Origin of the sequence: Mycolicibacterium xanthum (genome assembly GCF_019710635.1) — a bacterium.
GTDB classification, from domain to species: domain Bacteria; phylum Actinomycetota; class Actinomycetes; order Mycobacteriales; family Mycobacteriaceae; genus Mycobacterium; species Mycobacterium xanthum.
Map to the genome: position 1 here is coordinate 1 of NZ_JAIFZS010000046.1, position 20254 is coordinate 20254.

Genomic DNA, 20254 nt, shown 5'->3' on the forward strand with positions numbered 1-20254 from the left:
AGAGTCCCCGAGCAGTCCGCAATCGCGCACCCGGTGGCCACTTCGGACTTCGGCCCCGATCGATCGACGAGCCGCGACGTCGGTGTGGTCGCCGGGGATCCTGCGGAGGTCGAAGCGGGTCCCACCGAGACCGACGTGGATGTCGATATCTCTGAGGAAGCGACCGTCGTCACCCCAGCGGTGCCCGCAGCGGCAGGTCCCGCCAGTGCGGGGTCGTTCCAGCAGTTCGTGTTCATGCTGGCACACTCTGCGGCCCAGCTGTGGATCACCAGCGATCTCGGCCAGTGTGTGGACGGTTTCATCAACGGCCTGTTCGGCTCGTATGTGATCGGGAACGGCGCGGACGGCACTGCCGAAGATCCGGAAGGCCGCAAAGCGGGGTGGCTACTCGGCGACGGCGGTGTCGGGTGGAACAGCACCGAGGCCGGTGTGGCCGGTGGTAGCGGCGGTGATGCGGGCTTGTTCGGCGTCGGCGGCGCCGGGGGCCGGGGCGGCCCGGGTGCGGCCGGCGGCGCCGGCGGACGGGGCGGCGCACTGATGGGGAATGGCGGACCGGGTGGCGCAGGTGGTGACGCCCCGGGCGGTATCGCTGGCGACGGTGGACCCGGCGGCGCCGTGGGTGGCTGGTGGTTCGGAATCGGCGGCCCCGGTGGCCGCGGTGGAGCCGGGGCCGACGGCGGTCACGGCGGGGACGGCGGGGACGGCGGGCACCTGTTCGGCCGAGGCGGAAACGGGGGCGACGCGGGCCCCAGCGGGGTCGGCGGGGACCCCGGCCGGCTGCCGGCGTTGGGCGGTGCGGGCGGCAACGCGGCCAGGTTCGGTGTGCACGGCGCGGTCGGGAGCTTCGGTAGCGTCGCCGATGGGTCACCGGCCGGCCCACCCGCAACGCCGACCGGCGGACCGGCCATCAGCACGGCGGGCACCTGGTTCACCGATGCTGACGGGCGAGTCGTGATCATGCACGGGCTCAACATGGTGTACAAAGTCCCGCCAGCTGCACCGGCCGCAATCGGATTCGACGACGACGATGCGGCCTTTCTGGCCGCCAACGGCTTCAACAGCGTGCGGCTGGGCATCATCTGGTCGGCCGTCGAGCCGGAACCCGGTGTCTACGACGACGCCTATCTGGCCTCGATCGCGCAGACGGTCGGCATCCTCGCCGCCCACGGGATCGTCAGCGTGCTCGACATGCATCAGGACGCGTACAGCACGGTCACGGGTGGCGAAGGCGCACCCGACTGGGCCGTGCAGACCGGCGGCGCCACCAACATCCTGTTGCCGTTCCCGGCCAGCATCTTCTTCAATCCCGCGGGAAACCACGCCTGGGACGCCTTCTGGACCAACGCCGAAGCGGCCGACGGAGTCGGGCTGCAGAACCACTACGCGCTGATGTGGCAGCACGTCGCCGACTACTTCGCCGACGATCCGGGCGTGGCCGGCTACGAGATCATGAACGAGCCGCACGCCGGCAACCTCTTCCTGCCCGGCCTGCTGGGCAGCCCCTACTTCGACCGGCAGCGCCTGACCCCGTTCTACAACCAGGTCACCTCCGCGATCCGCTCGGTCGACGCGGCGACGCCGGTGCTGTTCGAGCCGGACGGCACCGCCATTTTCGGTCTGACTCCCACCCATCTGGGTACGGTGGACTTCGAGCACACAGCCTTGGCGTTCCACGCCTACGGCCAGATCTACCTGGGGCCGCTGGGCACCCTGCCCAGCGTCGTCGCGATCGTCCGCAACGCGCAGTCGTACGCGCAGGCCCACGGCATTCCGTTGCTGATGACCGAGTTCGGGGCCACCGACCTGAACTCGAACATCGCGTATCACGTGACGATCGCCGACAAGAACCTGATCGGCTGGTCGGAATGGGCCTACACCGGTCAAGGCGACATCACCGGATCGCCGGACACCGAATGGCTGGTCTTCGACCCGCGCCGGCCGCCGGTCGGCGACAACGTCGACTCCGACAAGTTGGCCACCCTTGCCGGACCGTATGCGCAGATCGTCGCCGGCACGCCGCTGTCGGTGGCGGCCACCGGCGGGCGGTGGGAATTCGCCTACAGCACCGACAAGGCGGACGGTTCGGGAGATTTCCCCGCCGGCTCGTACACCGTCATCGCGGTTCCGGCCATCAGGTATCCCGACGGCTATCAGGTGAGTGTGACCGGCGGGCACGCCGTCTCGGCCCCCGACGACCCGGTCCTGGTGATCGCCTCCGACGTCGGCGCCGACACCGTCACCGTCACGGTCACCGCCGCCGCAGCGTGACGGTCCTCAGCAGAGCGTGACGCTCCTCAGCAGCCGTTGAACACATGCCCGTGATCGACCAGTACGTGGCGGGCGTCGTCGACGCGATGGGATCGGATGAGCAGGTAGTCGGTGTTGTAGGTGGACAGCGCGAAGATCTCGATCCCGGCGGCGGCCAGCGGGGCGAGAACCTGGATCAGCACACCGACCAGGTCCAGCTCGAACGTGCCGCCGAGCCGCAGCAGCGCCCAGCCCGAGTCCTGCGCGACGGCGCCGGTGGGGCGGTGCTCGTCCAGGCAGACGACGCTGGTTTCCTCCGGCGTCCCGATGACGCTCCAGAACGCGCCGACCGGCCGTGGGTGCGGGGTGCCGGGCGGTAGTTGAGCAATCACATAGGTGCCGGGCAGGTGTTCGACATGGAGCTGGGACACGGGGCGATTCTGCCGCCCCACAGCCCCCGTGACTGGCGCATATTGACGCGCGGCATTAATTTCCTCGGGGTGATCTCCTCAGTCCTTGGTGCGACCGCGCGGTGGGCCGCGCCGTTCGTCGCGGTAGCCGCCGTCGTCGCGGCCGGCGTGACCGCAGAACCGCTGCCGAGCGCCGTCGCCCCATCGGTGCGCCTGGCCAGTGAGGCGAACCCGCTGGCCGGAGCGGCGTTTTATGTCAACCCCGATTCGGCGGCGATGCGTGCCGCCCGGGGCACAGAGCCGCCGAACCCGCAGCTGGACGCGATCGCCAACACGCCGCAGGGGTACTGGATGGACGCGTTGTCCACCCCCGCCGTCGACGCCGCGTACATCGCGGCGGCACAGGCCGCCGGCACCACGCCGATCCTGGCCCTCTACGGCATCCCACATCGCGACTGCGGGAACTTCGGCGCGGGCGGGTTCGGGTCGGCCGATTCCTACCGGGCCTGGATCGACGGCGTCGCGGCGGCGATCGGCGGCGGACCGGCGGCGGTCATCGTGGAACCCGACGCCCTGGCCATGGCGGACTGCCTGTCGGACGGCCAGCGCCAGGAACGCTTCGACCTGATCCGCTACGCAGTGGACACGCTGACCCGCAATCCGGCCACGGCCGTGTACGTCGACGCCGGGCACTCGCGATGGGTCAGCGTCGAGGAGATGGCGGCCCGGCTCAACCAGGTCGGTGTCGACAAGGCCCGGGGCTTCAGCCTCAACACCGCCAACTTCTTCACCACCGAGGAGGAGATCGGCTACGGCGAGGCGATCTCGGGGCTGACCAACGGTTCGAACTACGTGATCGACACGTCGCGCAACGGCGCCGGGCCGCTCGGCTCGGACGCCTGGTGCAACCCCACCGGCCGGGCGCTGGGCGCCGCACCCACGACGGCGACCGCCGGCCCGCACGCCGATGCCTATCTGTGGGTCAAGCGTCCGGGCGAGTCGGACGGATCATGCGGCCGCGGAGAGCCGTCGGCGGGCCGGTTCGTCAGCCAGTACGCGATCGACCTGGCCAGCAACGCCGGCTGGGCTTAGCTCCGGCTCAGCAGGTCTTGTGCCTGTGACTGGGGCCGTGTTCGGCAGGTGCGCTAGCATCCGGAGCGCAGTCGGTCTGCCGAGACCCCAACCGGGTCCCGGCATCGAGCGGTGGGTCGATGTACCCGCCGCGAGAGGGAACCCGGTGGGAATCCGGGACTGACCCGCAGCGGTGATCAGGAACGACCGCCGCCATTGGCACTGGCCTGTACGGGCTGGGAAGAGGCGGCCAGTAGAAGCGCCGACGGTGCACGCCTGGGAGTCCGAAGACCTGCCGGCTGCGCCGGGCGCGCCGCGCCCGGCGGCGCATCGCCTCGCGGATCGGGTGGATGACGGTGTCGGCACCCCGGGCGATGCGCACTGGTTCGTCGAAAGGTAGTGCGATGCATATTGAACCGGGGATCGTCGAAAGCTCAAAGATCGTCCTGAGCTATGTCAGCGCGGGTGGCGCCGGGGCCTACGGACTCACGCTGGCCTGGAAGCATGTCAAGGACCGCGGTCCGGGATCGCTGCTGCTGGGGTCGCTGGTGTCGACCCTGCTGGTGTTGTGTTTCTTCCAGGTCCTGCCACATTTCCCGGTGGGGGTGTCAGAAGTCCACCTGATCCTGGGTTCCACCTTGTTCCTGGTCTTCGGCGCGGCGCCCGCGGCCGTCGGGCTGACCACGGGTCTGCTGATCCAGGGCCTGCTCTTCGCTCCGTTCGACCTGCCGCAGTACGGGATGAACGTCACGACGCTGTTGGTGCCGTTGTTCGCACTGCAGTTCGTGGCCGGCAAGGTGATCGCGCCGGAGACGCCCTACGTGCGCCTGAAATACCGTCAGGCACTCGCGCTGTCGACCGCATACCAGGCCGGAATCGTGTCGTGGGTGACCTTCTGGGCGCTGTACGGACAGGGTTTCAGTGCCGAAACCGTCAGCAGTATCGCGGTTTTCGGAGTGGCCTACCTGTCGGTGATCGTCATCGAGCCGGTGGCCGACCTGGCCGTGCTGGCCGGCGCCAAGGCGCTGCACCGGCTGCCGTCCACGGGCGTGTTCGAGTACCGGCTCTACCACCCGGCCTGACCGGGCGCCGCGCCGCGGGCGCCTGCGGATCGCGGGCGCCCGGCGCGGCCTTCTCGGTAGGCCGTTTGGCGGCAGGCGTCATGCAGCCGGCAGCACGCGCAGCTCGCCCGGGTCGGTGAGCGGCGGACGCCAGCGCGCAGCGCCGCAGCTTTCTCGCGGTGAAATCCATTGTCGCCAGTAGCAACTCGGCGCTTCGAGGTCGCCGTCGGCATCATGGGTGGCCACAACGGCGCCGCCGTCCTGCCGCCGATGGGCTGAAGGGTAAGTCGAACCGCCGGTCGCCGGTGGTCAGGCAGTGCAGCCGCTGGTCATGGACGAGTCGATGTGCCGACGCTGATGCAGGACTCACCCACGTGGCAGATGCGACGAATCCCGGCTCTTGAAAATGGAATGTTAGTGAGTAACATTTCTGTCGTGACGGTGGGAACCAAGGCTCAGCGCACCCGCGAGCGACTCGCGCAGGTGGCGCTGGACCTGTTCGCCCGCCGGGGGTTCGAGGAGACCAGCGTCAGCCAGATCGCGGCCGCAGCGGGTGTCACGCCGATGACGTTCTACCGGCACTTCGCCACCAAGGAGAGCGTGCTCATCGACGATCCCTACGACCCGCTGATCGCCGATGCCGTGGCCCGCCAGCCACCGGCGCTGCCGATGCTGGCCGCGGTCGCCCGGGGTGTCCGGGAGGCCTGGGCGGCCCTGCCCCAGCCCGAGGAGGACGAGGTGCGCGACCGTATCCGGATCGCCGCCCTGACCCCGCGACTGCGCGCGCTGATGGCACAGGGCACCGCGGTATCGGAACGCGCGATCGCCGCTGCGCTGCGCGCGCGGGGAGGCGACGGTGTCTCCTCGGACATCGCCGCCGCCGCCGCGGTGGCGGCGCTGAACGCCGCGGTGCTGGCGTGGGCGGAGAACGGCACCGGCTCGCTCGCGGACTCGATCGCCCGCGCCACCGCGATCATGGAGAGTGCGCGGTGAGCGCCGCACCAGTGGCCCTGCGGGGGGTCACCCGGGAGTTCGCCGACTGCAGCGGGATTCGCGGTGTCGACCTCGAGCTCAACGCCGGTGAGATCGTCGCGCTGGTCGGGCTCAACGGGGCGGGTAAGACCACGCTGATGCGGCTCGTGTTGGGGATGCTGCGCCCGACGTCGGGGGTCGTCGAATACGGCGGAATCCCACTGGCGAAGGTGCCCGCCGCGGTCTGGGCCGGCGTCGGTCATCTGGTCGAGTATCCGCTGGCCTACGGCGAGCTGACCACACGGCAGAACCTGCGGCTGGCCGCGCGACTGCACGGGGCCGACCCGGGTGCGGTGGTCGAGCGCGTGCTGGCCGACCTCGATCTGGTCGCCCACGCCGACAAGAAGGCCCGGCGGCTGTCGTTGGGCAATCGGCAGCGGCTGGGCCTGGCCGCCGCGCTGCAGCACGAGCCGAAGATCGTCATCCTCGACGAACCGACCAACTCGCTCGATCCGGCCGGGGTGATCCTGCTGCGGGAAGTGTTGCGGCGCAGGGCCGCCGACGGTGCTGCCGTCCTGGTCAGCAGCCATCATCTGGACGAGGTCGCCAGGGTGGCCGATCGCATCGAGGTGCTCAACGGTGGCCGCCTGATCAAGCGACTGGATCCCGACACCACCGACCTCGAGCGCGTGTTCTTCGCGACCGTGCGCGCCGACGACGAACTGGTCGGCCGATGAGGGCGGCCGTATCCGCCGAGGCGATCAAGCTCTACCGGGCGCCTGTGGGCCGCGCGGGCAGCGCCCTGTTGGGGCTCGGAATCCCGGTGCTGTGCTGCGCGATGTCGATGGCGGCCCGGTCGTCCGACCCGCAGGTGCTGGCCAAGCTCGGCCCGGCGGCCGAGCACACCTGGGCGGGCTTGCTGGCCGGTGCCGCACAGATCACCGGGGCGGGCGGGCTCCTCGGTTTCGGCGTCGTGCTCAGCTGGATGTTCGGTCGGGAGTTCGTCGACGGCACCATCACGGGCCTGTTCGCCCTCCCGGTGTCGCGCCGGTCGATCGCCGCCGCGAAACTGCTGGTGTTCCTGATGTGGTCGGTCGTCGTCAGCGCGGTCATCGTCGTGGCGCTGGTCGCGGGCGGGCTGACCCTGGGTCTGGGGTTTCCGCCCGCCGCTGCGCTGGCGGGCCTGGCCAGGCAATTCGTACTCGGGGTCCTCACCGCTGTGGTGGCCACACCGGTCGCATGGGCCGCCACGGTCGGCCGGTCGTTGCTGGTCGGCATCGTCTGCGCGATCGGGCTCGTCATCGCCGCGCAGGTCGCCGTGATCGCCGGTGCCGGTGGCTGGTTCAGCGTCGCCGCGCCCGCGCTGTGGGCGATGTCGGGCGGCGACGGGGTCTCTGTCGCGCAGTTGGCCCTGCTGGTCCCGCTGCTCGGGGCGGCCGCATCGCTGACCCTGGTCAGCTGGGCCCGCCTACAGCTCACTCGGTGAGGCAGCCTGCCCGGCACACCGCGCGCCGTCTACTGTAGCCATGTGGCTACACAGCCGGCGCCGGACGGGTCGTCGACGCCGTTCGGTCGCGAGGAGGTGGCCGCGGCGGTGCTGGAGGCGGCGTCGGAACTGTTCGCCGAGCGCGGGCCCGCGGCAACCTCCATCCGTCAGGTCGCCGCCCATTCGAAAGTCAACCACGGCTTGGTCTTTCGGCATTTCGGCACCAAGGACAAGCTGGTCGGAGCGGTGCTCGATCACCTGGCGGGCCGGATCAGCGCATTGGTGGAGCATGAGGTCGGCGGCGCCGAGCTGGAACAGGCGCTGATGCTGCACACCAGGGTGGTCGCGCGGGTCATCCTCGACGGGTATCCGGTGGGCGAGCTGCAGTCCGGCTTTCCGAACCTGGACCTGCTGCTCGAGCGGGTCCGGCCGCGGTTCACCGATGACCGCGAGGCCCGGCTGGCCGCGGCCAACATCGCCGGCCTGCAGCTCGGCTGGTACCTGTTCCGCCCGCTGCTGCAGAGTGCGTTCGGGCTCGACGAGGTCGGCGACGACGAGCTGCGGGCGGCGACCGCGGCCGCGATGGCCGCGATCCTCGATCAGCCCTGATTCTCGAGCCACTTCCCGATCCGCCCGGCCACCGCTTCCCAGCCCGGTTCCAGCATCACGTCATGACCGATGCCGGGCAGGATCTCGGCCGCGGTGTCATACGCCGCGGCGGTACGGTGCACCCGCGCCGGGGGAAAGATCGCGTCCAGCTCGGCCCCCAGCACCAGCATCGGAATGCGCTCGACGCGGTCGGTGTCGACCAGATCGAGTGCGAGCATGTCCAGGAACGCCCGGTAGGACTCGTCCTGAAGGCGTCGCTGACACTCGCGGACATCGGAATCCGGTGTGGTCGTGGTGAAGAACAGATCGCGCGCCAGTTCCGGCGTGGCCACCAACGGTGCCAGCCGCATCGACAGGTTGGCTTTGGCGAACTCCCGCGGGTGGTGGCGCGCGATGCTCAACGTGGTGGGTAACACGCCGCCGGGCGGCACGGCGGCGAGGAGCACCACCCCGGCGGCGGAGTGCCGCTCCAGGTACTTCTGGGCGACGAAACCGCCCATCGAATGAGCGATCAGGATCGGCTGCGCCGGGAGCCGGGCCGCCGTCTCGGCGACATCGTCGACGTAGTCGCGGATCCGTGTCCAGCGCAGCCGCTCGATGCCGGGGCTCATGCCGTGCCCGCGCAGGCTCGGTGCGAAGCAGGCATACCCGCGACCGGCGAAGTAGTCGAGGAAGTGTTCGTCCCAGCACCATGCGCCATGCCAGGCGCCGTGCACGAACAGCAGGGGCGCCGGGTGGTCGGCGGTCACCGACCCCTTGGCGATGAGCTCGAGCATGTGCTCCCTCTCGGCTGCCGACCGCCCTCAGCGCACCGACGTGGGGGGCGCATCCGTCAGCCGCCGTGCGGGGGTGAATGTCACCGGCATGGCGTGGATACCGTTCATCAGCGACGACCGGACCCGTTCCACCGGCGCGGCCGGCCGCAGCTCGGCCATCCGGGTGAGCACCTCGGGGAAGATGGCGGCGGCCTCCTTCCTGGCGAGGTTGGCGCCGAGGCAGAAGTGGGTCCCGCCGCCGCCGAACGCCAGGTGCGGATTAGGGTCGCGGCCGATGTCGAGCCGGTCGGGATCGTCGAACACCGCTTCGTCGCGGTTGGCCGACGGATAGAACATCGCGACACGCTCACCGGCACCGATCGGCACCCCGTGCAGCTCGGTGTCCCGGGTGGCGGTGCGGGCGAAGACCGTGACCGGGCTGACGTAGCGCAGCATCTCCTCGATCGCGGTGGGCATCAGCGAGGGGTCGGCGAGCAGTCGTGCCCGCTGGTCGGGATGCTCGATCAGGGCCAGGGTGCCCGCGGCGACCAGGTTGCGGGTGGTGTCCCCGCCGGCGTTGATCAGCAGCAGGAAGAACAGGTTGAACTCCAGATCGGTGAGCCGCTGACCGTCCACCTCGGCGTGCAGCAACGAGGTGGCGATGTCGTCGCCCGGCTCGGCCCGTTTCCGCGCGGCCAGCGCGGTGGCGTACTCGAACATCTCCAGCTGGGCCCGCCGCACGTCGTCGGAGTTCACCACGCCGCTGTTCATGGTCTCGGTCAGCCGGTACAGGCGCCGACCGTCCTCCAGCGGGATGCCGAGCAGTTCGGCGATCACGTAGGACGGCAGCGCGCCGGCCACGTCGGTGACGAAGTCGCATTCGCCGCGCTCGATGACGTCGTCGACGATCGTGCGTGCCATGTCGGCGAGATGCCCGTCGAGGCGGGCGACCTGGCGAGGGGTGAAACCCTTGCTGACCAGGGAGCGCAGCGCGGTGTGCCGGGGCGGGTCCATCGTCAGCATGATCAGGCCGAGCTGGTAGGCGTCCTCGGGGGTGGGGACGTCGAAGAACACCCCGGTGGCCTGCGACGACCAGGTGACGCTGTCGCGGGAGACGGCCACGACGTCGGCGTGGCGGGTCAGCACCCAGATGCCGGGCCCGTCACCGTGCGGATGCCAGGCGACCGGGGCGCGGCGGCGCAACTCGCGGAACGCGTCGTGCGGCATTCCGGCCGCGTAGGTGGCCGGGTCGGTGAGATCGACACCGGCGATGTCCAGTGCGCTGTCGACCATCGCCCGAACCTATCCCCGCCGGGGAGCCCGGCGGTGGGGAACGGTCAAACCTAGGCGGAGAGCACCAGGACGATGATGATGGCCAGGGCGAAAACCACTGTGCCGTAACCGAGGAGCAGGACTTCGGCGCGAGGCTCGGGTACCACGTCGTGCCCGTGCACGCTCCGCGTGAGCTGCGCTCGCCGCGACCGCCGGTAGCCGAGGCCGAGCACCAGCAGGGCCAGCACACCGGCCAACAGCGCCAGTGCCGTGCGTCCCACCTCGAGCGGTCCGGACTCCCGCATCAGCACCAGTGCGCCGCCGACCAGGAAGCCGAACGCGCTTCGCTCCCAGGACATCAGCGTGCGCTCGGTCTGCAGCCCGGGCTTGTCCGGCATCGGCCGTGGCACGTCAGCCGCCGTCCGGGGGCCAGACGAGCAGGATGACGAGCGCGGCGACCGTCACGGCGAAGATCGCCACCCCCAGCATCAGCGGGATCCGGGTCGGCGGGAGATCGTCGTGCCGGCGCATGGCGGCCTGGATCCGTTGCCACCGGCGTACCGCCAACGCGGCGAGGATGCCCCCGCCGGCGGTGAGCAGCAGGCTCAGGACGTGCCGTACGCCGGCGATACCGAAGGACGGGACGAACTGGACCAGCGCGACACCCCCTGCGATGAGCGCCAGCGAGGTCCGGATCCACGCGAGAAAGGTGCGCTCGTTGGCGAGGGTGAAGCGGTAGTCCGGTTCCTGCTCGTCATCGCCCGGGTCGGAGGCACTCTGCTGTTCCGGCGGGCTCATGAGTGCAGCGGACTCCTTCGGCGGGGCGGTCTGTCGGTCGGCAGGCTATCGGAGATACGCCGCCGAGGTCTACGGCCAGACACGGCGGCAGACCCTGGCTGTCACGGTCGGCCGACTCGGTTATACGGTCTAAATATGAGCAACGTGTCGGTGATCACAGGCGGCGCCGGGGGAATGGGTTCGGCGACCGCCGAGATCGTCGCCCGCGACCACGCGGTCGTGCTGTGCGACGTTCGGCAGGACCGCCTCGACGCGGCGGTCGCCGCGCTTTCCGGGCGCGGGTCCACGGTCACGGGGGTCAACTGCGACGTCACCGACCGCACCCAGGTGAGCAGGCTGTTCGCCGCGGCGGCGGCGCTCGGAACCCTCGCCTCGGTGATCCACACCGCCGGCGTGAGCCCCGCCATGGGCGACGCCGACTACGTGATGCGGACCAACGCGCTCGGCACCGTCAACGTCGGCGAGGTGTTCTTCGAGGCCGCCGGAGAGGGCGCCGCGCTGGTCAACGTCGCGTCGATGGCCGGGCACATGCTGCCCGACGAGATGGTCCCGACGCAGCACTTCCCGCTCGCCCTCACCGACGAAGACCGGTTCATGGCCGAGATGTCGTCGGTGTGCGAGGTGGTTCCGGAGGACGCACGCTCCGGGCTGGCCTACGCGCTGAGCAAGCGGTTCGTGATGTGGTACAGCAGCGCGCAGGCCGAGCGGTTCAACGGCAGGGGACTGCGCATCCTGTCGGTCTCGCCGGGGTCGATCGACACCGAGATGGGCCGGTTGGAGGAGCAGAACGGCGCCGGCGCGATGGTCACCGACGCCGCGGTCCCGCGCTGGGGCCGACCCGAGGAGATGGCCGAGTTGCTGGCGTTCTGCGCCAGCGCGAAAGCCGGTTACCTCGCCGGCACCGACATCCTCAACGACGGCGGGGTCATCGCCTCGATGCGGGAGCGCGCGCGCAAGGCCGCCGCCGGCGGCTGAGCCGCGCCCGCCGGCTCAGGAAATCGGCACAGTCCGTTAACAGGCCACCCAAATCCGCCGATCCTAGCGTGGGCGTCAGCCATCGACGACCGACGCGAGGAGTCCCCCGATGCCTGGAACCGCCCCGCCGTCACCGGCTTTCGGCGCCGTCCTCGCCGAGCTGCTCTACTACCTTGCGCTGGCGATCCCCGTCGCGATCGGCATCACCGTCGCCGCGCTGGCGGTACCGGAATCCCTCGGCGGAGTGGTGGCCCGTCGCGCTCACCGCCGTCGCACTGTGGGCCGGAACCCGTGACACGGCCAACGCCGCGGGGAGATCAGTGCCCGGCGCCGAGTTCGAGGAGCAGCACCCCGACCGCGATCAGGGCGATGCCACCCAGCATCCGCCGGGTCAGCGCCTCGTGGAACAGGCGATGCGAAGCAATCGCCGTGATCGCCACACCCGCCGCCGCCCAGATCCCGTAGGCCACCCCCAACGGCATGCCCTCCCGCAGGGTCGCGGTCAGCATGGCGAAGGCGAACACGTAGCCGATGGCGACCGGCAGATACAGTTTCGGGCGCCCGTGGGCCGCGACACGCAGGCTCAGCGTTGCGACGACCTCGGACCCGATGGCCAGCACGAGGAACAGGTACTGCACCGGTCACGCGCCTTCCGGCGCGGCATCGGCACCGGGCGGTTCGGGGTGGGCGCCGGTCTCGACCAGCAACACCCCGGCGATGACGAGAACCAGACCGATGCCCATCAGCAGGGTGAACGCCTCACCGAAGATCAGGGTCGACAGCAGCGCGGTGAGCGCCACGCCCGCCGCCCCCCAGATGCCGTACGCCACCCCGAGTCCCATCCCGTTCTTGAGCACGAGGATGAGGAAGTAGAACGACGCGACGTAGCCGGCGACGACCACCAGGTAGAGCGCGGGCAGGTCGGCCGAGCCCTTCAGCGACAGCGTCGCCGCGACCTCACAGAGGATTGCGCCGACCAGGTACAGCCATGTCATGGTCGTCTGCCCTCCGGGGGTCTCGGTCAGCCCGGCGGGCCGTGGCGGCTCGCCACAGCGATGATGTCATCGACCGACCACTGATCGTCGGCGTGCTTGCCGTACTTGACCGCCAGCAGCGCACCGTCCGGGCCGATCAGGAAGTCGGCGGGCAGGCCGAAGTGATCTTCGCCGCGCCCCATTCCGGCGGTCGGCGAGCGCTGCTGTCTCGTTCCGCGCACCGCGGCGAGCCAGGCGCGGGGGTGCGCGATCGAAGCGGGGGAGGACCCGACACCGAACTCCCGGTACAGCACGCGCTCGGGGTCCGCCACGACGCCGAACGGGAGGTCGGACTGGTGCTTGCGAAGGGCGTCGGCGGCGGAGTGGAAGACGGCGACCTCGACGACGCCCGCGGCCCGGATCTCGTCGTGGCGGCGTGCGACGGAGCGCAGGTGCAGATGGCAGATCGGGCATCCGGCGAACCGGCGGAACTGCAGATGCACCAGCCGGGTGGGGTCGGGGACCGGGACTTCGGTGCCGTCGATCGCGTCGAGCCGCCGGGCGGCGACCACGTCGCCGACGTGCAGAACGGGCATGTTCGCAGTACACCACGCCGGTCGGCAATGTGGTTCGGATGCCATCTTCTGGCGGGCTGAAGCAGGCGTCAGCGCACCGCGCGCGGGCCTGTCCAGCGTGATAGCTTGGCCGCACACCGCCGCGTCAGTGTGGACGTGACCACCGTCGCGCCACGACGGACCGACACGTTGGACGAGTCGATTGGGAACATCGATGACCTTCGATATTGCAACGTATCTCTATGGGTGCGGGGGGGAGCGCACCGCGCTCATCGACATTCTGTGGGCAGTCCAGCGCGGAGCGGGGTACATCTCGGCCGAGCACGCCGCGGCGATCGCCGACCGGCTCGGGCTCTCGGTCGAGGACGTGCTGGAGACGGCCACGTTCTACCACTTCTTCCACACCACACCGTCGGGTCGGCACCGCATCTACCTCAGCAACACGGTGATCGCCAAGATGCGTGGTCACCGCGAGGTGTACGAGGCGCTGGAGCACGCGACCGGCGCCCGGTTCGGTGAACCGGGGACGGCCGAGTTCGGCCTGTTCGAGACCGCCTGCGTCGGGCAGAGCGACCACGAGCCGGCCATGCTGATCGACGACGTGGTGTTCACCGACCTGACGCCGGAGTCGGTGGCCGACATCATCGCCAAGCTGAAGAGCGGGGTTCCACCCGGGCAGATCGCCGGCCCGCCCGACAGCACGGTGTACACCAACGGACCGGTCTTCTTCAGCGGCCTGACCGACTACGGCGCGCTGCTGCAGCGCTGCCGGGCCATGACGCCCGACGACGTGATCACCGTGATCAGCGACTCGGGGCTGCGCGGCCGCGGTGGGGCGGGCTTCCCGACGGGCACCAAGTGGAAGACGTGCCGGGCGGCGGCAGACAGCGAGAAATACATCGTCTGCAACGCCGACGAGGGGGAGCCGGGCACCTTCAAGGACCGGGTGCTGCTCAGCCACTCGCCGGGACTGGTTTTCGCCGGCATGGCGATCGCGGCCCACGCGGTCGGCGCCGCGCACGGCATCATCTATCTGCGCGCCGAGTACGCCTACCTGCGGGAGTCGTTGGAGGACGAGCTTGCCGCGTTGCGGGGTGCCGGGGTGCTCGGCGACGGGTTCGACATTCGCATCCAGATGGGTGCCGGGGCCTACATCTGCGGCGACGAGTCCGCGCTCATCGAATCGTGCGAGGGCAAACGCGGCACCCCTCGCCTCAAGCCGCCGTTCCCGGTCGAAAACGGGTTCCTCGGCCATCCGACGGTGGTCAACAACGTCGAGACGTTCGCTGCGGCCAGCCGCATCCTGGAGCAGGGCGCCGAGTGGTTCGCCGGCATGGGGGTCGCCGGATCGACGGGTACCCGGCTGCTCAGCGTCTCCGGGGACTGCGCGGCCCCGGGCGTCTACGAGGTCGAGTGGGGAGTCAAGCTCGACGAGGTGCTGGACCTCGTCGGTGCGGACAACCCGCGCGCGGTGCAGATCGGCGGTCCGTCGGGGGAGATGGCGTCGGTCGCCGCCGACGGGGCCCGGGCGCTGGCCCACGACGACCTGTGCTGCAACGGGTCGTTCATGGTGTTCAACCACGACCGCAACCTGCTCGACGTCGTCGGCGACTTCATGCAGTTCTTCGTCGATGAGTCCTGTGGCATCTGCGTACCGTGCCGGGCCGGCAGCGTGATGCTGCGCCAGAAGGTCCGCCTGTTCGCCACCGGACAGGCGGCGTCCTCGGACCTCGACGACATGGCCGCCTGGGGCGGGGTCGTCGCGCGCACCAGCAGGTGCGGGCTCGGCGCCTGCTCGCCCAACCCGATCCTGACCACGATGGTCAAGTTCCCCGAGATCTACTCGGTGCAACCCCGGGCCACTCTCGGTGACCTGCTGCCGTCGTTCGACCCGGAGGCCGAGCTGACCGCGCACGCCGAGGCCGCCGCCCAACTCGCCCCCCAGGAGTCGCTGTGAGCATCCGGATCGAGATCGACGGCACCCCGGTCACCACCGAGGAGGGCCGGACCCTCGTCGACGTGGCCGCCGAGGCCGGCGTGTACATCCCGACGCTGTGTTATCTCCCCGAGCACCCCGCGCTGGGCACCTGCCGGGTCTGCTCGGTCAAGGTCAACGGCCGGGTCACCGCGGCCTGCGCGGTCCAGGTCAGCGACGGGATGCGCGTCGAGGTCAACGACCCCGAGACCACCGCGGCCCGCAAGGCTCTGGTGGAGATGCTGTTCTCCGAGGGCACCCACAACTGCCCCAGCTGCGAGAAGTCCGGCCGCTGCACGCTGCAGGCCGTCGGCTACGAGGTGGACATGGTGTCCTCCCCGTTTCCGTATCAGTTTCCTGAACGGGTCAACGACCATGCGGCGCAGAACATCTGGCTCGAACGCGACCGCTGCATCTTCTGTCAGCGCTGTGTCGAGTTCATTCGCGATCGCGAGACCGGCAAGAAGATCTTCTCCATCAGCGGCCGCGGTACGCATGCGCGCATCGAGATCGACGCCGAACTCGCCGACAAGATGCCCCCCGAACAGGTGCGCGAGGCGGTCGACATCTGTCCGGTGGGCACGATCCTGCAGAAGGGCGTGGGCTACGACGAGCCCATCGGCTCCAGGCGCTTCGATGTGGAATCGGTGAAAGACCGGGCGCTCGAATCCTCACGGAGGCACAACCAATGACCGCCCCGGACACCAACGAGTTCGCCTCGCACGAACTTCCGGCCACCCCGTTCGACCCGGAGCTGGCCGCCAAACGCGCCGGGAAGATCAAGGTCTCGATGATCAGCCTGTGTGGCTGCTGGGGTTGCAGCCTGTCGCTGCTGGACATCGACGAGCGGATGATCGATCTGCTCGACAAGATCACCATCCTGCGTTCGTCGTTCACCGATATCAAGCGCATCCCGGAGAGGTGCGACATCGGGTTCATCGAGGGCGGGGTCGCCAACGACGAGAACATCGAGACGCTGCAGCACTTCCGGGAGAACTGCGACGTGCTGATCTCGGTGGGCGCCTGCGCGATCTGGGGCGGGGTACCCTCGATGCGCAACATGGTGGGGCTCAAGGACTGTCTGGCCGAGGCCTACGTCGACTCCCCGACGGTGCCGCCCGGTGCGGGGCCGGTGGTGCCCTACCACCGCCGGATCCCGATCCTGACCAACAACGTCCGCCCGTGCCACGAGGTGGTCAAGATGGACTATTTCATCCCGGGCTGCCCACCCGACGCGGACGCGATCCTCACCGTCCTCGACGACCTGGTCAACGGGCGGCCGGTGAACCTGCCCAAGTCGCTCAACCACTTCGAATGATCGGCAACTCATGGCGACCACACTGGTAATCGATCCCATCACCCGCATCGAGGGGCACGGCAAGGTGGTGGTCGAACTCGACGACAACCACAACGTGACCGACGCCAAGTTGCATGTCGTCGAATTCCGCGGCTACGAGCGGTTCATCCAGGGCCACCCGTACTGGGAGGCGCCCGTGCTGATGCAGCGGATCTGCGGGATCTGCTTCGTCAGTCACCATCTCGCCGGGGCCAAGGCTCTCGACGACCTCATCGGGGTCGGTCCCGCGTCGGGAACGGCGCTGACGCCGACCGCACTGAAGATGCGGCGGCTGGGCCATTACGCGCAGATGCTGCAGTCCCACGTCACGGCGTACTTCTACCTCGTGGTGCCGGAGATGCTGTTCGGCATCGACGCGGCACCCGAGCAGCGCAACTTCATCGGCCTGATCGAGGCAAACCCGGAACTGGTCAAACGTGTTGTCCGACTGCGTAAATGGGGCCAGGAGGTAATCGAGACCGTCTTCGGCAAGCGGATGCACGGGATCTCCTCGGTGCCCGGCGGGGTGAACAAGAGCCTCACCGCGGCCGACGTGAGGCGCTTCCTGGAAGGCGATGAGGGACTGCCGTCGGTCGATCAGGTGATCGAGGACGCGCAGCTGGGCCTGCAGATGTTCTACGACTTCCACGACAAGCACCGCAGCGAGGTCGACGGGTTCGCCGTCGTGCCCACGCTGAACATGTGCCTGGTGAACGACGAGGGCGACGTCGACTATTACGACGGCCGGCTCAAGGTCGTCGACGACCGCAAGGAAGTCGTACAGGAGTTTGACTACCGCGACTACCTCGACCACTTCTCCGAGGGCATCGAGAAGTGGAGCTACATGAAGTTCCCGTACCTGACCGCACTCGGCCGCGACGCCGGGTCGGTCCGGGTGGGGCCGCTGGCCCGGATGAACGTCACCCGCAGCCTGCCGACCCCGATGGCGGCCGAGGCGCTGGAGCGGTTCCACGCCTACACCGGCGGGCGGGCGAACAACATGACCCTGCATACGAACTGGGCGCGCACGATCGAGATCATCCATGCCGCCGAGGTGGTCCGGGACCTGCTCAACGATCCCGACATCCAGCGCGACGATCTGGTCGTCTCGCCCGGCGCCGACGCCTGGGTCGGCGAAGGCGTGGGTGTGGTGGAGGCACCCCGGGGCAGCCTGCTGCACCACTATCGCGCCGACCGGGAAGGCAACATCACGTTCGCGAACCTGATCGTCGCCACCACTCAGAACAACCAGGTGCTCAACCGCACGGTGCGCAGCGTGGCCGAGGAGTACCTGGCCGGCCAGGCGGTGATCACCGAGGGGATGATGAACGCCATCGAGGTGGGCATCCGTGCCTACGACCCGTGTCTGAGCTGCGCGACGCACGCGCTGGGGCAGATGCCGTTGACGGTGACGGTGCTCGATCGCAAGGGGCGGGTGCTCGATGAGCGGGTCCGCTGACCGCGCCCCGTTGCCACCGGAGTTTCTCGACGACCCCGCGTCGCTGGTCTACGGCATCGGCAACTCCGGACGGGAGGACGACGGGCTCGGGTGGGCGTTCATCGATCGCCTCGAGCAGACCCGGCGTCCGGTCGGCGCCACCCTGCGCCGGACCTACCAGCTCAACCTCGAGGACGCCGACCTGATCCAGCGGTACACCCGCGTGCTGTTCGTCGACGCCACGAAAGACGCCGCGGTGGAACGGTTCGCGTTGAGCACACCGCAGCAGAAGCTGGATCTCAGCTTCACCTCACACGCCCTGTCGGTCTCTTCGGTGCTGGCCACCGCCCTGCAGTGTTTCGGACACGTCCCCGATTGCCGGGTGCTGGCGATCCGCGGCTACCAATGGGAACTGCGGGAGGGATTGACCGCACCGGCACAGCGAAACCTCGACAGCGCGGTGGGCGCCGTGCTCGCCGGATACCCGACGGCCGCGCGCTGACGCGGGGACTCAGCCGAAGCGGTCGGGCTCCGGACCGAACACGAAACGACGTCCACTGATCTCCGTGGGGACGATGCGAACGAAACGCAGCTTGAGCGTCGCCACCCACGGCCGCAGCGGCGCCTGTTCGGCCTCCGCGATCTCGGCGGCTCCCTCGAGCAACCGCGCGTGACCCTTCAGCACGACACTCCAGCCGCCGGTGTCGCCGTGCCCGTCGGCCTCGAAGGCGACTTCGTCGTTGATCACCGTGGACATCAGCTTGGTGCCCTCCGCGCTGCGGAACAGCACCGTGTGATCCTGTACGGCGTAGTTGACGGGGAAGATCTCGGGTTTCCCAGCAGGGCTGGTGGCGAGCCGGCCGAGGGTTTCACCCGCGAGCAGTTCCCAGCAGTCGGCTTCGGTCAGGACGGTGATCGGATCCTCTGAGGGCACGACTCAGCCTATCGCCCGCCGATCGGGTCGCGCACGTCGTTGACGGCCTCAGCCGCGGGCGGGCCATCCGATCCGTACCAGCACCTGGGGCGAGGCCCGGTCGTTGAACGCCTCGCGCTGCACGATCTCGCGGGTGTCGGCGAACTCGAACGGCCGGGTCATGGCGCAGGTCGACAATCCGGCCATGGTGGCGCGCAGCAGGATCAGGCTGGTGGCCTCCCCGGAATGCAGCCGGGCCAGTGCGCGGTCGTTGGCGGTTCCCAGCGTCAGCAGCACGGTGTGATCCTCGGCTCCGTCGAGTTCGTCCACCAGGCCGGTGGTGCCACCGCTCGGGGCGTTGACCCCGGCCACGACACTGCGGACCCTCGACACCGAATGCACCTCCCGCACGGTCACACCCCACGGGGTGAGCCGGGAGGCGATGGCGGCGATGGTGGTCACGGGAACCGGCCGGTCCCGGTAGGGGCCACGGTCGGTGGTGCGCCGCCGGGCAGCGTCCGCCAGCGCCACGTCGTCGGCGGTGGCCGGCTCCGGGCACACCTCGAGTGCGGCCAGATGCCCCGGATCGGTGGGGTCGGGTAGCCGGCGGACCCGGGCACGCCACCCCAGTGCCGCCAGGGCGATCACGCAGTGATGCAGTGACGCACCGCAACTGACGACCCGGTCGCGGCCATCGGGATCGGCGTGCGACCGGGCCCCGGAATCGGCGTAGAGGTGCAGGCGGTTGTCGTCCACGTGCCATCGCCATGGCGGCGGCTCGTGCATCGATGGTGCGCGGTCCGCCAGCGACAGCGCGGCCTGCACGGTCGCGGTGTCGGGGAATGGCGCGCTCATCGTCGTCGAGGGTCAGGGGTCGTCGAGGGTCAAGGGTCGTCGAGGGTCAGGGCTGGGAGCCGAACCAGCCGGCCGGTGGTTTGAGCGCCTCGGCGCCGGTGACGGGCTCGGCGGCGGGAAATGACTGGCCGTCACCGTCGAGTTGCGCGAGTTTCGCGACGACGTCGGTCATCAGCGCGTCGAGCGCCGCCTTCGGAGTGACCTCCGGTGTGGACTGCATGGCCGGAAACTCCGCCACCGAGGCCACGTACCTGCGATTGTCCGGGGACCAGTGAATACGGTAGCTGTATTCGTAGGCTTTCCATTCAGGCTTCATGATCAGAAGCTAGCTCCGGGCCAGCCCCCCGCACTGCGGTCGACAGCCCCTAGGTGGCTGGTGTCGAACGGGTCTCGTGGGGTAGGTGGTAACCGCTCTTGCGGTTGAGCTTGCTGTGACGGCTGGTGTGGGCCTGGGACGGTTCAATGGGTTGATGGGCCTGCTCGCCGGACCGAATTATCAGGATCGTTGCAGAATGCACTGTGCAGCAGGTGT

At 69.5% G+C, this 20254-nt stretch carries 25 protein-coding genes and 1 riboswitch; of the genes, 14 read left to right on the forward strand and 11 right to left on the reverse strand.

From position 1 onward, the window contains the following. The coding region (locus JDV09_RS27165) for a cellulase family glycosylhydrolase (RefSeq protein WP_221370510.1) at positions 1–2268 on the forward strand (2268 nt) is incomplete at its 5' end. 26 nt (positions 2269–2294) lie between these two features. On the opposite strand, the gene JDV09_RS27300 is transcribed toward JDV09_RS27165, so the two are convergent. Next, on the reverse strand, positions 2295–2678 hold the full coding sequence (locus JDV09_RS27300) for an ACT domain-containing protein (protein WP_221370511.1): 384 nt from the start codon (positions 2676–2678) through the stop codon (positions 2295–2297). 72 nt (positions 2679–2750) lie between these two features. Here JDV09_RS27300 and JDV09_RS17990 point away from each other — a divergent pair, with 72 nt between their 5' ends. The 6 genes from JDV09_RS17990 (at position 2751) to JDV09_RS18015 (ending at position 7856) form a co-directional block, all read left to right on the forward strand. Further along, complete coding sequence (locus tag JDV09_RS17990; RefSeq protein ID WP_372452955.1) at positions 2751–3749, forward strand: glycoside hydrolase family 6 protein; 999 nt, start codon at positions 2751–2753, stop codon at positions 3747–3749. A gap of 109 nt (positions 3750–3858) precedes the next feature. Continuing rightward, positions 3859–4026: riboswitch (cobalamin riboswitch) on the forward strand. Positions 4027–4132: 106 nt separating this feature from the next. Beyond that, a complete protein-coding gene (locus JDV09_RS17995) occupies positions 4133–4810 on the forward strand; it encodes an energy-coupling factor ABC transporter permease (protein WP_221370513.1) in 678 nt (225 codons plus the stop codon). A gap of 414 nt (positions 4811–5224) precedes the next feature. After that, positions 5225–5782, forward strand: coding sequence for a TetR/AcrR family transcriptional regulator (locus tag JDV09_RS18000; RefSeq protein ID WP_221370514.1), 558 nt, complete (start codon positions 5225–5227; stop codon positions 5780–5782). Continuing rightward, positions 5779–6498 carry an ABC transporter ATP-binding protein gene (locus JDV09_RS18005; protein WP_221370515.1) on the forward strand — a complete coding sequence of 240 codons (720 nt, stop codon included), beginning with the start codon at positions 5779–5781 and terminating at the stop codon, positions 6496–6498. Before JDV09_RS18000 ends, JDV09_RS18005 begins: the two co-directional genes overlap by 4 nt. Beyond that, positions 6495–7247: an ABC transporter permease gene (locus JDV09_RS18010; protein WP_221370516.1), complete on the forward strand. Its 753-nt coding sequence runs from the start codon at positions 6495–6497 to the stop codon at positions 7245–7247. Before JDV09_RS18005 ends, JDV09_RS18010 begins: the two co-directional genes overlap by 4 nt. Positions 7248–7289: 42 nt before the next feature. Further along, positions 7290–7856 (forward strand): TetR/AcrR family transcriptional regulator, encoded by a 567-nt coding sequence (locus JDV09_RS18015; RefSeq protein ID WP_221370517.1) that lies wholly within the window; start codon positions 7290–7292, stop codon positions 7854–7856. On the opposite strand, the gene JDV09_RS18020 is transcribed toward JDV09_RS18015, so the two are convergent. Genes JDV09_RS18020 through JDV09_RS18035 form a run of 4 tightly spaced genes read right to left on the reverse strand, consistent with a single transcriptional unit; the run spans position 7847 to position 10681 of the window. Next, on the reverse strand, positions 7847–8632 hold the full coding sequence (locus JDV09_RS18020; RefSeq protein ID WP_221370518.1) for an alpha/beta hydrolase: 786 nt from the start codon (positions 8630–8632) through the stop codon (positions 7847–7849). The genes JDV09_RS18015 and JDV09_RS18020 overlap by 10 nt on opposite strands. A 27-nt stretch (positions 8633–8659) precedes the next feature. Continuing rightward, positions 8660–9904 carry a cytochrome P450 gene (locus tag JDV09_RS18025; protein WP_221370519.1) on the reverse strand — a complete coding sequence of 415 codons (1245 nt, stop codon included), beginning with the start codon at positions 9902–9904 and terminating at the stop codon, positions 8660–8662. A 50-nt stretch (positions 9905–9954) separates the two neighbouring features. Continuing rightward, positions 9955–10281, reverse strand: coding sequence for a DUF202 domain-containing protein (locus tag JDV09_RS18030; RefSeq protein WP_255605563.1), 327 nt, complete (start codon positions 10279–10281; stop codon positions 9955–9957). 13 nt (positions 10282–10294) lie between these two features. Further along, positions 10295–10681 carry a YidH family protein gene (locus JDV09_RS18035; RefSeq protein ID WP_221370521.1) on the reverse strand — a complete coding sequence of 129 codons (387 nt, stop codon included), beginning with the start codon at positions 10679–10681 and terminating at the stop codon, positions 10295–10297. Positions 10682–10816: 135 nt separating this feature from the next. Here JDV09_RS18035 and JDV09_RS18040 point away from each other — a divergent pair, with 135 nt between their 5' ends. Both JDV09_RS18040 and JDV09_RS18045 read left to right on the forward strand, forming a co-directional pair. Beyond that, positions 10817–11656, forward strand: coding sequence for an SDR family oxidoreductase (locus JDV09_RS18040; RefSeq protein ID WP_221370522.1), 840 nt, complete (start codon positions 10817–10819; stop codon positions 11654–11656). Positions 11657–11765: 109 nt separating this feature from the next. After that, positions 11766–11951, forward strand: coding sequence for a hypothetical protein (locus JDV09_RS18045; RefSeq protein ID WP_221370523.1), 186 nt, complete (start codon positions 11766–11768; stop codon positions 11949–11951). A 22-nt stretch (positions 11952–11973) separates the two neighbouring features. Here JDV09_RS18045 and JDV09_RS18050 read toward each other — a convergent pair whose 3' ends face one another. Genes JDV09_RS18050 through JDV09_RS18060 form a run of 3 tightly spaced genes read right to left on the reverse strand, consistent with a single transcriptional unit; the run spans position 11974 to position 13226 of the window. Continuing rightward, positions 11974–12294 (reverse strand): DMT family transporter, encoded by a 321-nt coding sequence (locus tag JDV09_RS18050; RefSeq protein ID WP_221370524.1) that lies wholly within the window; start codon positions 12292–12294, stop codon positions 11974–11976. A gap of 3 nt (positions 12295–12297) precedes the next feature. Further along, entirely contained in the window at positions 12298–12651 is a 354-nt protein-coding gene (locus JDV09_RS18055; protein WP_221370525.1) for a DMT family transporter, read from the reverse strand. A 26-nt stretch (positions 12652–12677) separates the two neighbouring features. Beyond that, complete coding sequence (locus tag JDV09_RS18060) at positions 12678–13226, reverse strand: peroxiredoxin-like family protein (RefSeq protein WP_221370526.1); 549 nt, start codon at positions 13224–13226, stop codon at positions 12678–12680. A gap of 193 nt (positions 13227–13419) precedes the next feature. Here JDV09_RS18060 and JDV09_RS18065 point away from each other — a divergent pair, with 193 nt between their 5' ends. The 5 genes from JDV09_RS18065 to JDV09_RS18085 are packed head-to-tail and all read left to right on the forward strand — an operon-like array spanning position 13420 to position 18456. Continuing rightward, entirely contained in the window at positions 13420–15162 is a 1743-nt protein-coding gene (locus JDV09_RS18065) for an NAD(P)H-dependent oxidoreductase subunit E (RefSeq protein ID WP_221370527.1), read from the forward strand. Next, the gene (locus JDV09_RS27305) at positions 15159–15872 is read left to right on the forward strand and encodes a 2Fe-2S iron-sulfur cluster-binding protein (protein ID WP_221370528.1); all 714 of its coding nucleotides are present in this window, start codon (positions 15159–15161) and stop codon (positions 15870–15872) included. The genes JDV09_RS18065 and JDV09_RS27305 overlap by 4 nt, the downstream gene beginning before the upstream one ends. Next, the gene (locus JDV09_RS18075; RefSeq protein WP_221370529.1) at positions 15869–16498 is read left to right on the forward strand and encodes an NADH-quinone oxidoreductase subunit B family protein; all 630 of its coding nucleotides are present in this window, start codon (positions 15869–15871) and stop codon (positions 16496–16498) included. Before JDV09_RS27305 ends, JDV09_RS18075 begins: the two co-directional genes overlap by 4 nt. Positions 16499–16508: 10 nt before the next feature. After that, a complete protein-coding gene (locus tag JDV09_RS18080; protein WP_221370530.1) occupies positions 16509–17975 on the forward strand; it encodes a Ni/Fe hydrogenase subunit alpha in 1467 nt (488 codons plus the stop codon). Then, complete coding sequence (locus JDV09_RS18085) at positions 17959–18456, forward strand: hydrogenase maturation protease (RefSeq protein WP_221370531.1); 498 nt, start codon at positions 17959–17961, stop codon at positions 18454–18456. The genes JDV09_RS18080 and JDV09_RS18085 overlap by 17 nt, the downstream gene beginning before the upstream one ends. 9 nt (positions 18457–18465) lie before the next feature. On the opposite strand, the gene JDV09_RS18090 is transcribed toward JDV09_RS18085, so the two are convergent. From JDV09_RS18090 to JDV09_RS18100, 3 genes are read right to left on the reverse strand one after another with little or no spacing between them, the layout of a single operon-like run. Next, positions 18466–18888, reverse strand: a complete 423-nt coding sequence (locus tag JDV09_RS18090) for a pyridoxamine 5'-phosphate oxidase family protein (RefSeq protein ID WP_221370532.1) — start codon at positions 18886–18888, stop codon at positions 18466–18468. A gap of 48 nt (positions 18889–18936) precedes the next feature. Then, positions 18937–19722, reverse strand: a complete 786-nt coding sequence (locus JDV09_RS18095) for an NAD(P)H nitroreductase (RefSeq protein ID WP_221370533.1) — start codon at positions 19720–19722, stop codon at positions 18937–18939. Between the two features lie 46 nt (positions 19723–19768). Next, positions 19769–20038, reverse strand: a complete 270-nt coding sequence (locus JDV09_RS18100; protein ID WP_221370534.1) for a hypothetical protein — start codon at positions 20036–20038, stop codon at positions 19769–19771. Positions 20039–20254: the final 216 nt, after the last annotated feature.

Excerpts from the sequence above, each read along its gene's own strand:
- JDV09_RS17995 (WP_221370513.1), top strand. The coding sequence starts at position 4,133 with ATGCATATTGAACCGGGGATCGTCGAAAGCTCAAAGATCGTCCTGAGC.
- JDV09_RS18010 (WP_221370516.1), top strand. The coding sequence starts at position 6,495 with ATGAGGGCGGCCGTATCCGCCGAGGCGATCAAGCTCTACCGGGCGCCT.
- JDV09_RS18020 (WP_221370518.1), bottom strand. The coding sequence starts at position 8,632 with ATGCTCGAGCTCATCGCCAAGGGGTCGGTGACCGCCGACCACCCGGCG.
- JDV09_RS18025 (WP_221370519.1), bottom strand. The coding sequence starts at position 9,904 with ATGGTCGACAGCGCACTGGACATCGCCGGTGTCGATCTCACCGACCCG.
- JDV09_RS18030 (WP_255605563.1), bottom strand. The coding sequence starts at position 10,281 with ATGCCGGACAAGCCCGGGCTGCAGACCGAGCGCACGCTGATGTCCTGG.
- JDV09_RS18035 (WP_221370521.1), bottom strand. The coding sequence starts at position 10,681 with ATGAGCCCGCCGGAACAGCAGAGTGCCTCCGACCCGGGCGATGACGAG.
- JDV09_RS18040 (WP_221370522.1), top strand. The coding sequence starts at position 10,817 with ATGAGCAACGTGTCGGTGATCACAGGCGGCGCCGGGGGAATGGGTTCG.
- JDV09_RS18045 (WP_221370523.1), top strand. The coding sequence starts at position 11,766 with ATGCCTGGAACCGCCCCGCCGTCACCGGCTTTCGGCGCCGTCCTCGCC.
- JDV09_RS18055 (WP_221370525.1), bottom strand. The coding sequence starts at position 12,651 with ATGACATGGCTGTACCTGGTCGGCGCAATCCTCTGTGAGGTCGCGGCG.
- JDV09_RS18060 (WP_221370526.1), bottom strand. The coding sequence starts at position 13,226 with ATGCCCGTTCTGCACGTCGGCGACGTGGTCGCCGCCCGGCGGCTCGAC.
- JDV09_RS18065 (WP_221370527.1), top strand. The coding sequence starts at position 13,420 with ATGACCTTCGATATTGCAACGTATCTCTATGGGTGCGGGGGGGAGCGC.
- JDV09_RS18075 (WP_221370529.1), top strand. The coding sequence starts at position 15,869 with ATGACCGCCCCGGACACCAACGAGTTCGCCTCGCACGAACTTCCGGCC.
- JDV09_RS18080 (WP_221370530.1), top strand. The coding sequence starts at position 16,509 with ATGGCGACCACACTGGTAATCGATCCCATCACCCGCATCGAGGGGCAC.
- JDV09_RS18085 (WP_221370531.1), top strand. The coding sequence starts at position 17,959 with ATGAGCGGGTCCGCTGACCGCGCCCCGTTGCCACCGGAGTTTCTCGAC.
- JDV09_RS18095 (WP_221370533.1), bottom strand. The coding sequence starts at position 19,722 with ATGAGCGCGCCATTCCCCGACACCGCGACCGTGCAGGCCGCGCTGTCG.
- JDV09_RS18100 (WP_221370534.1), bottom strand. The coding sequence starts at position 20,038 with ATGAAGCCTGAATGGAAAGCCTACGAATACAGCTACCGTATTCACTGG.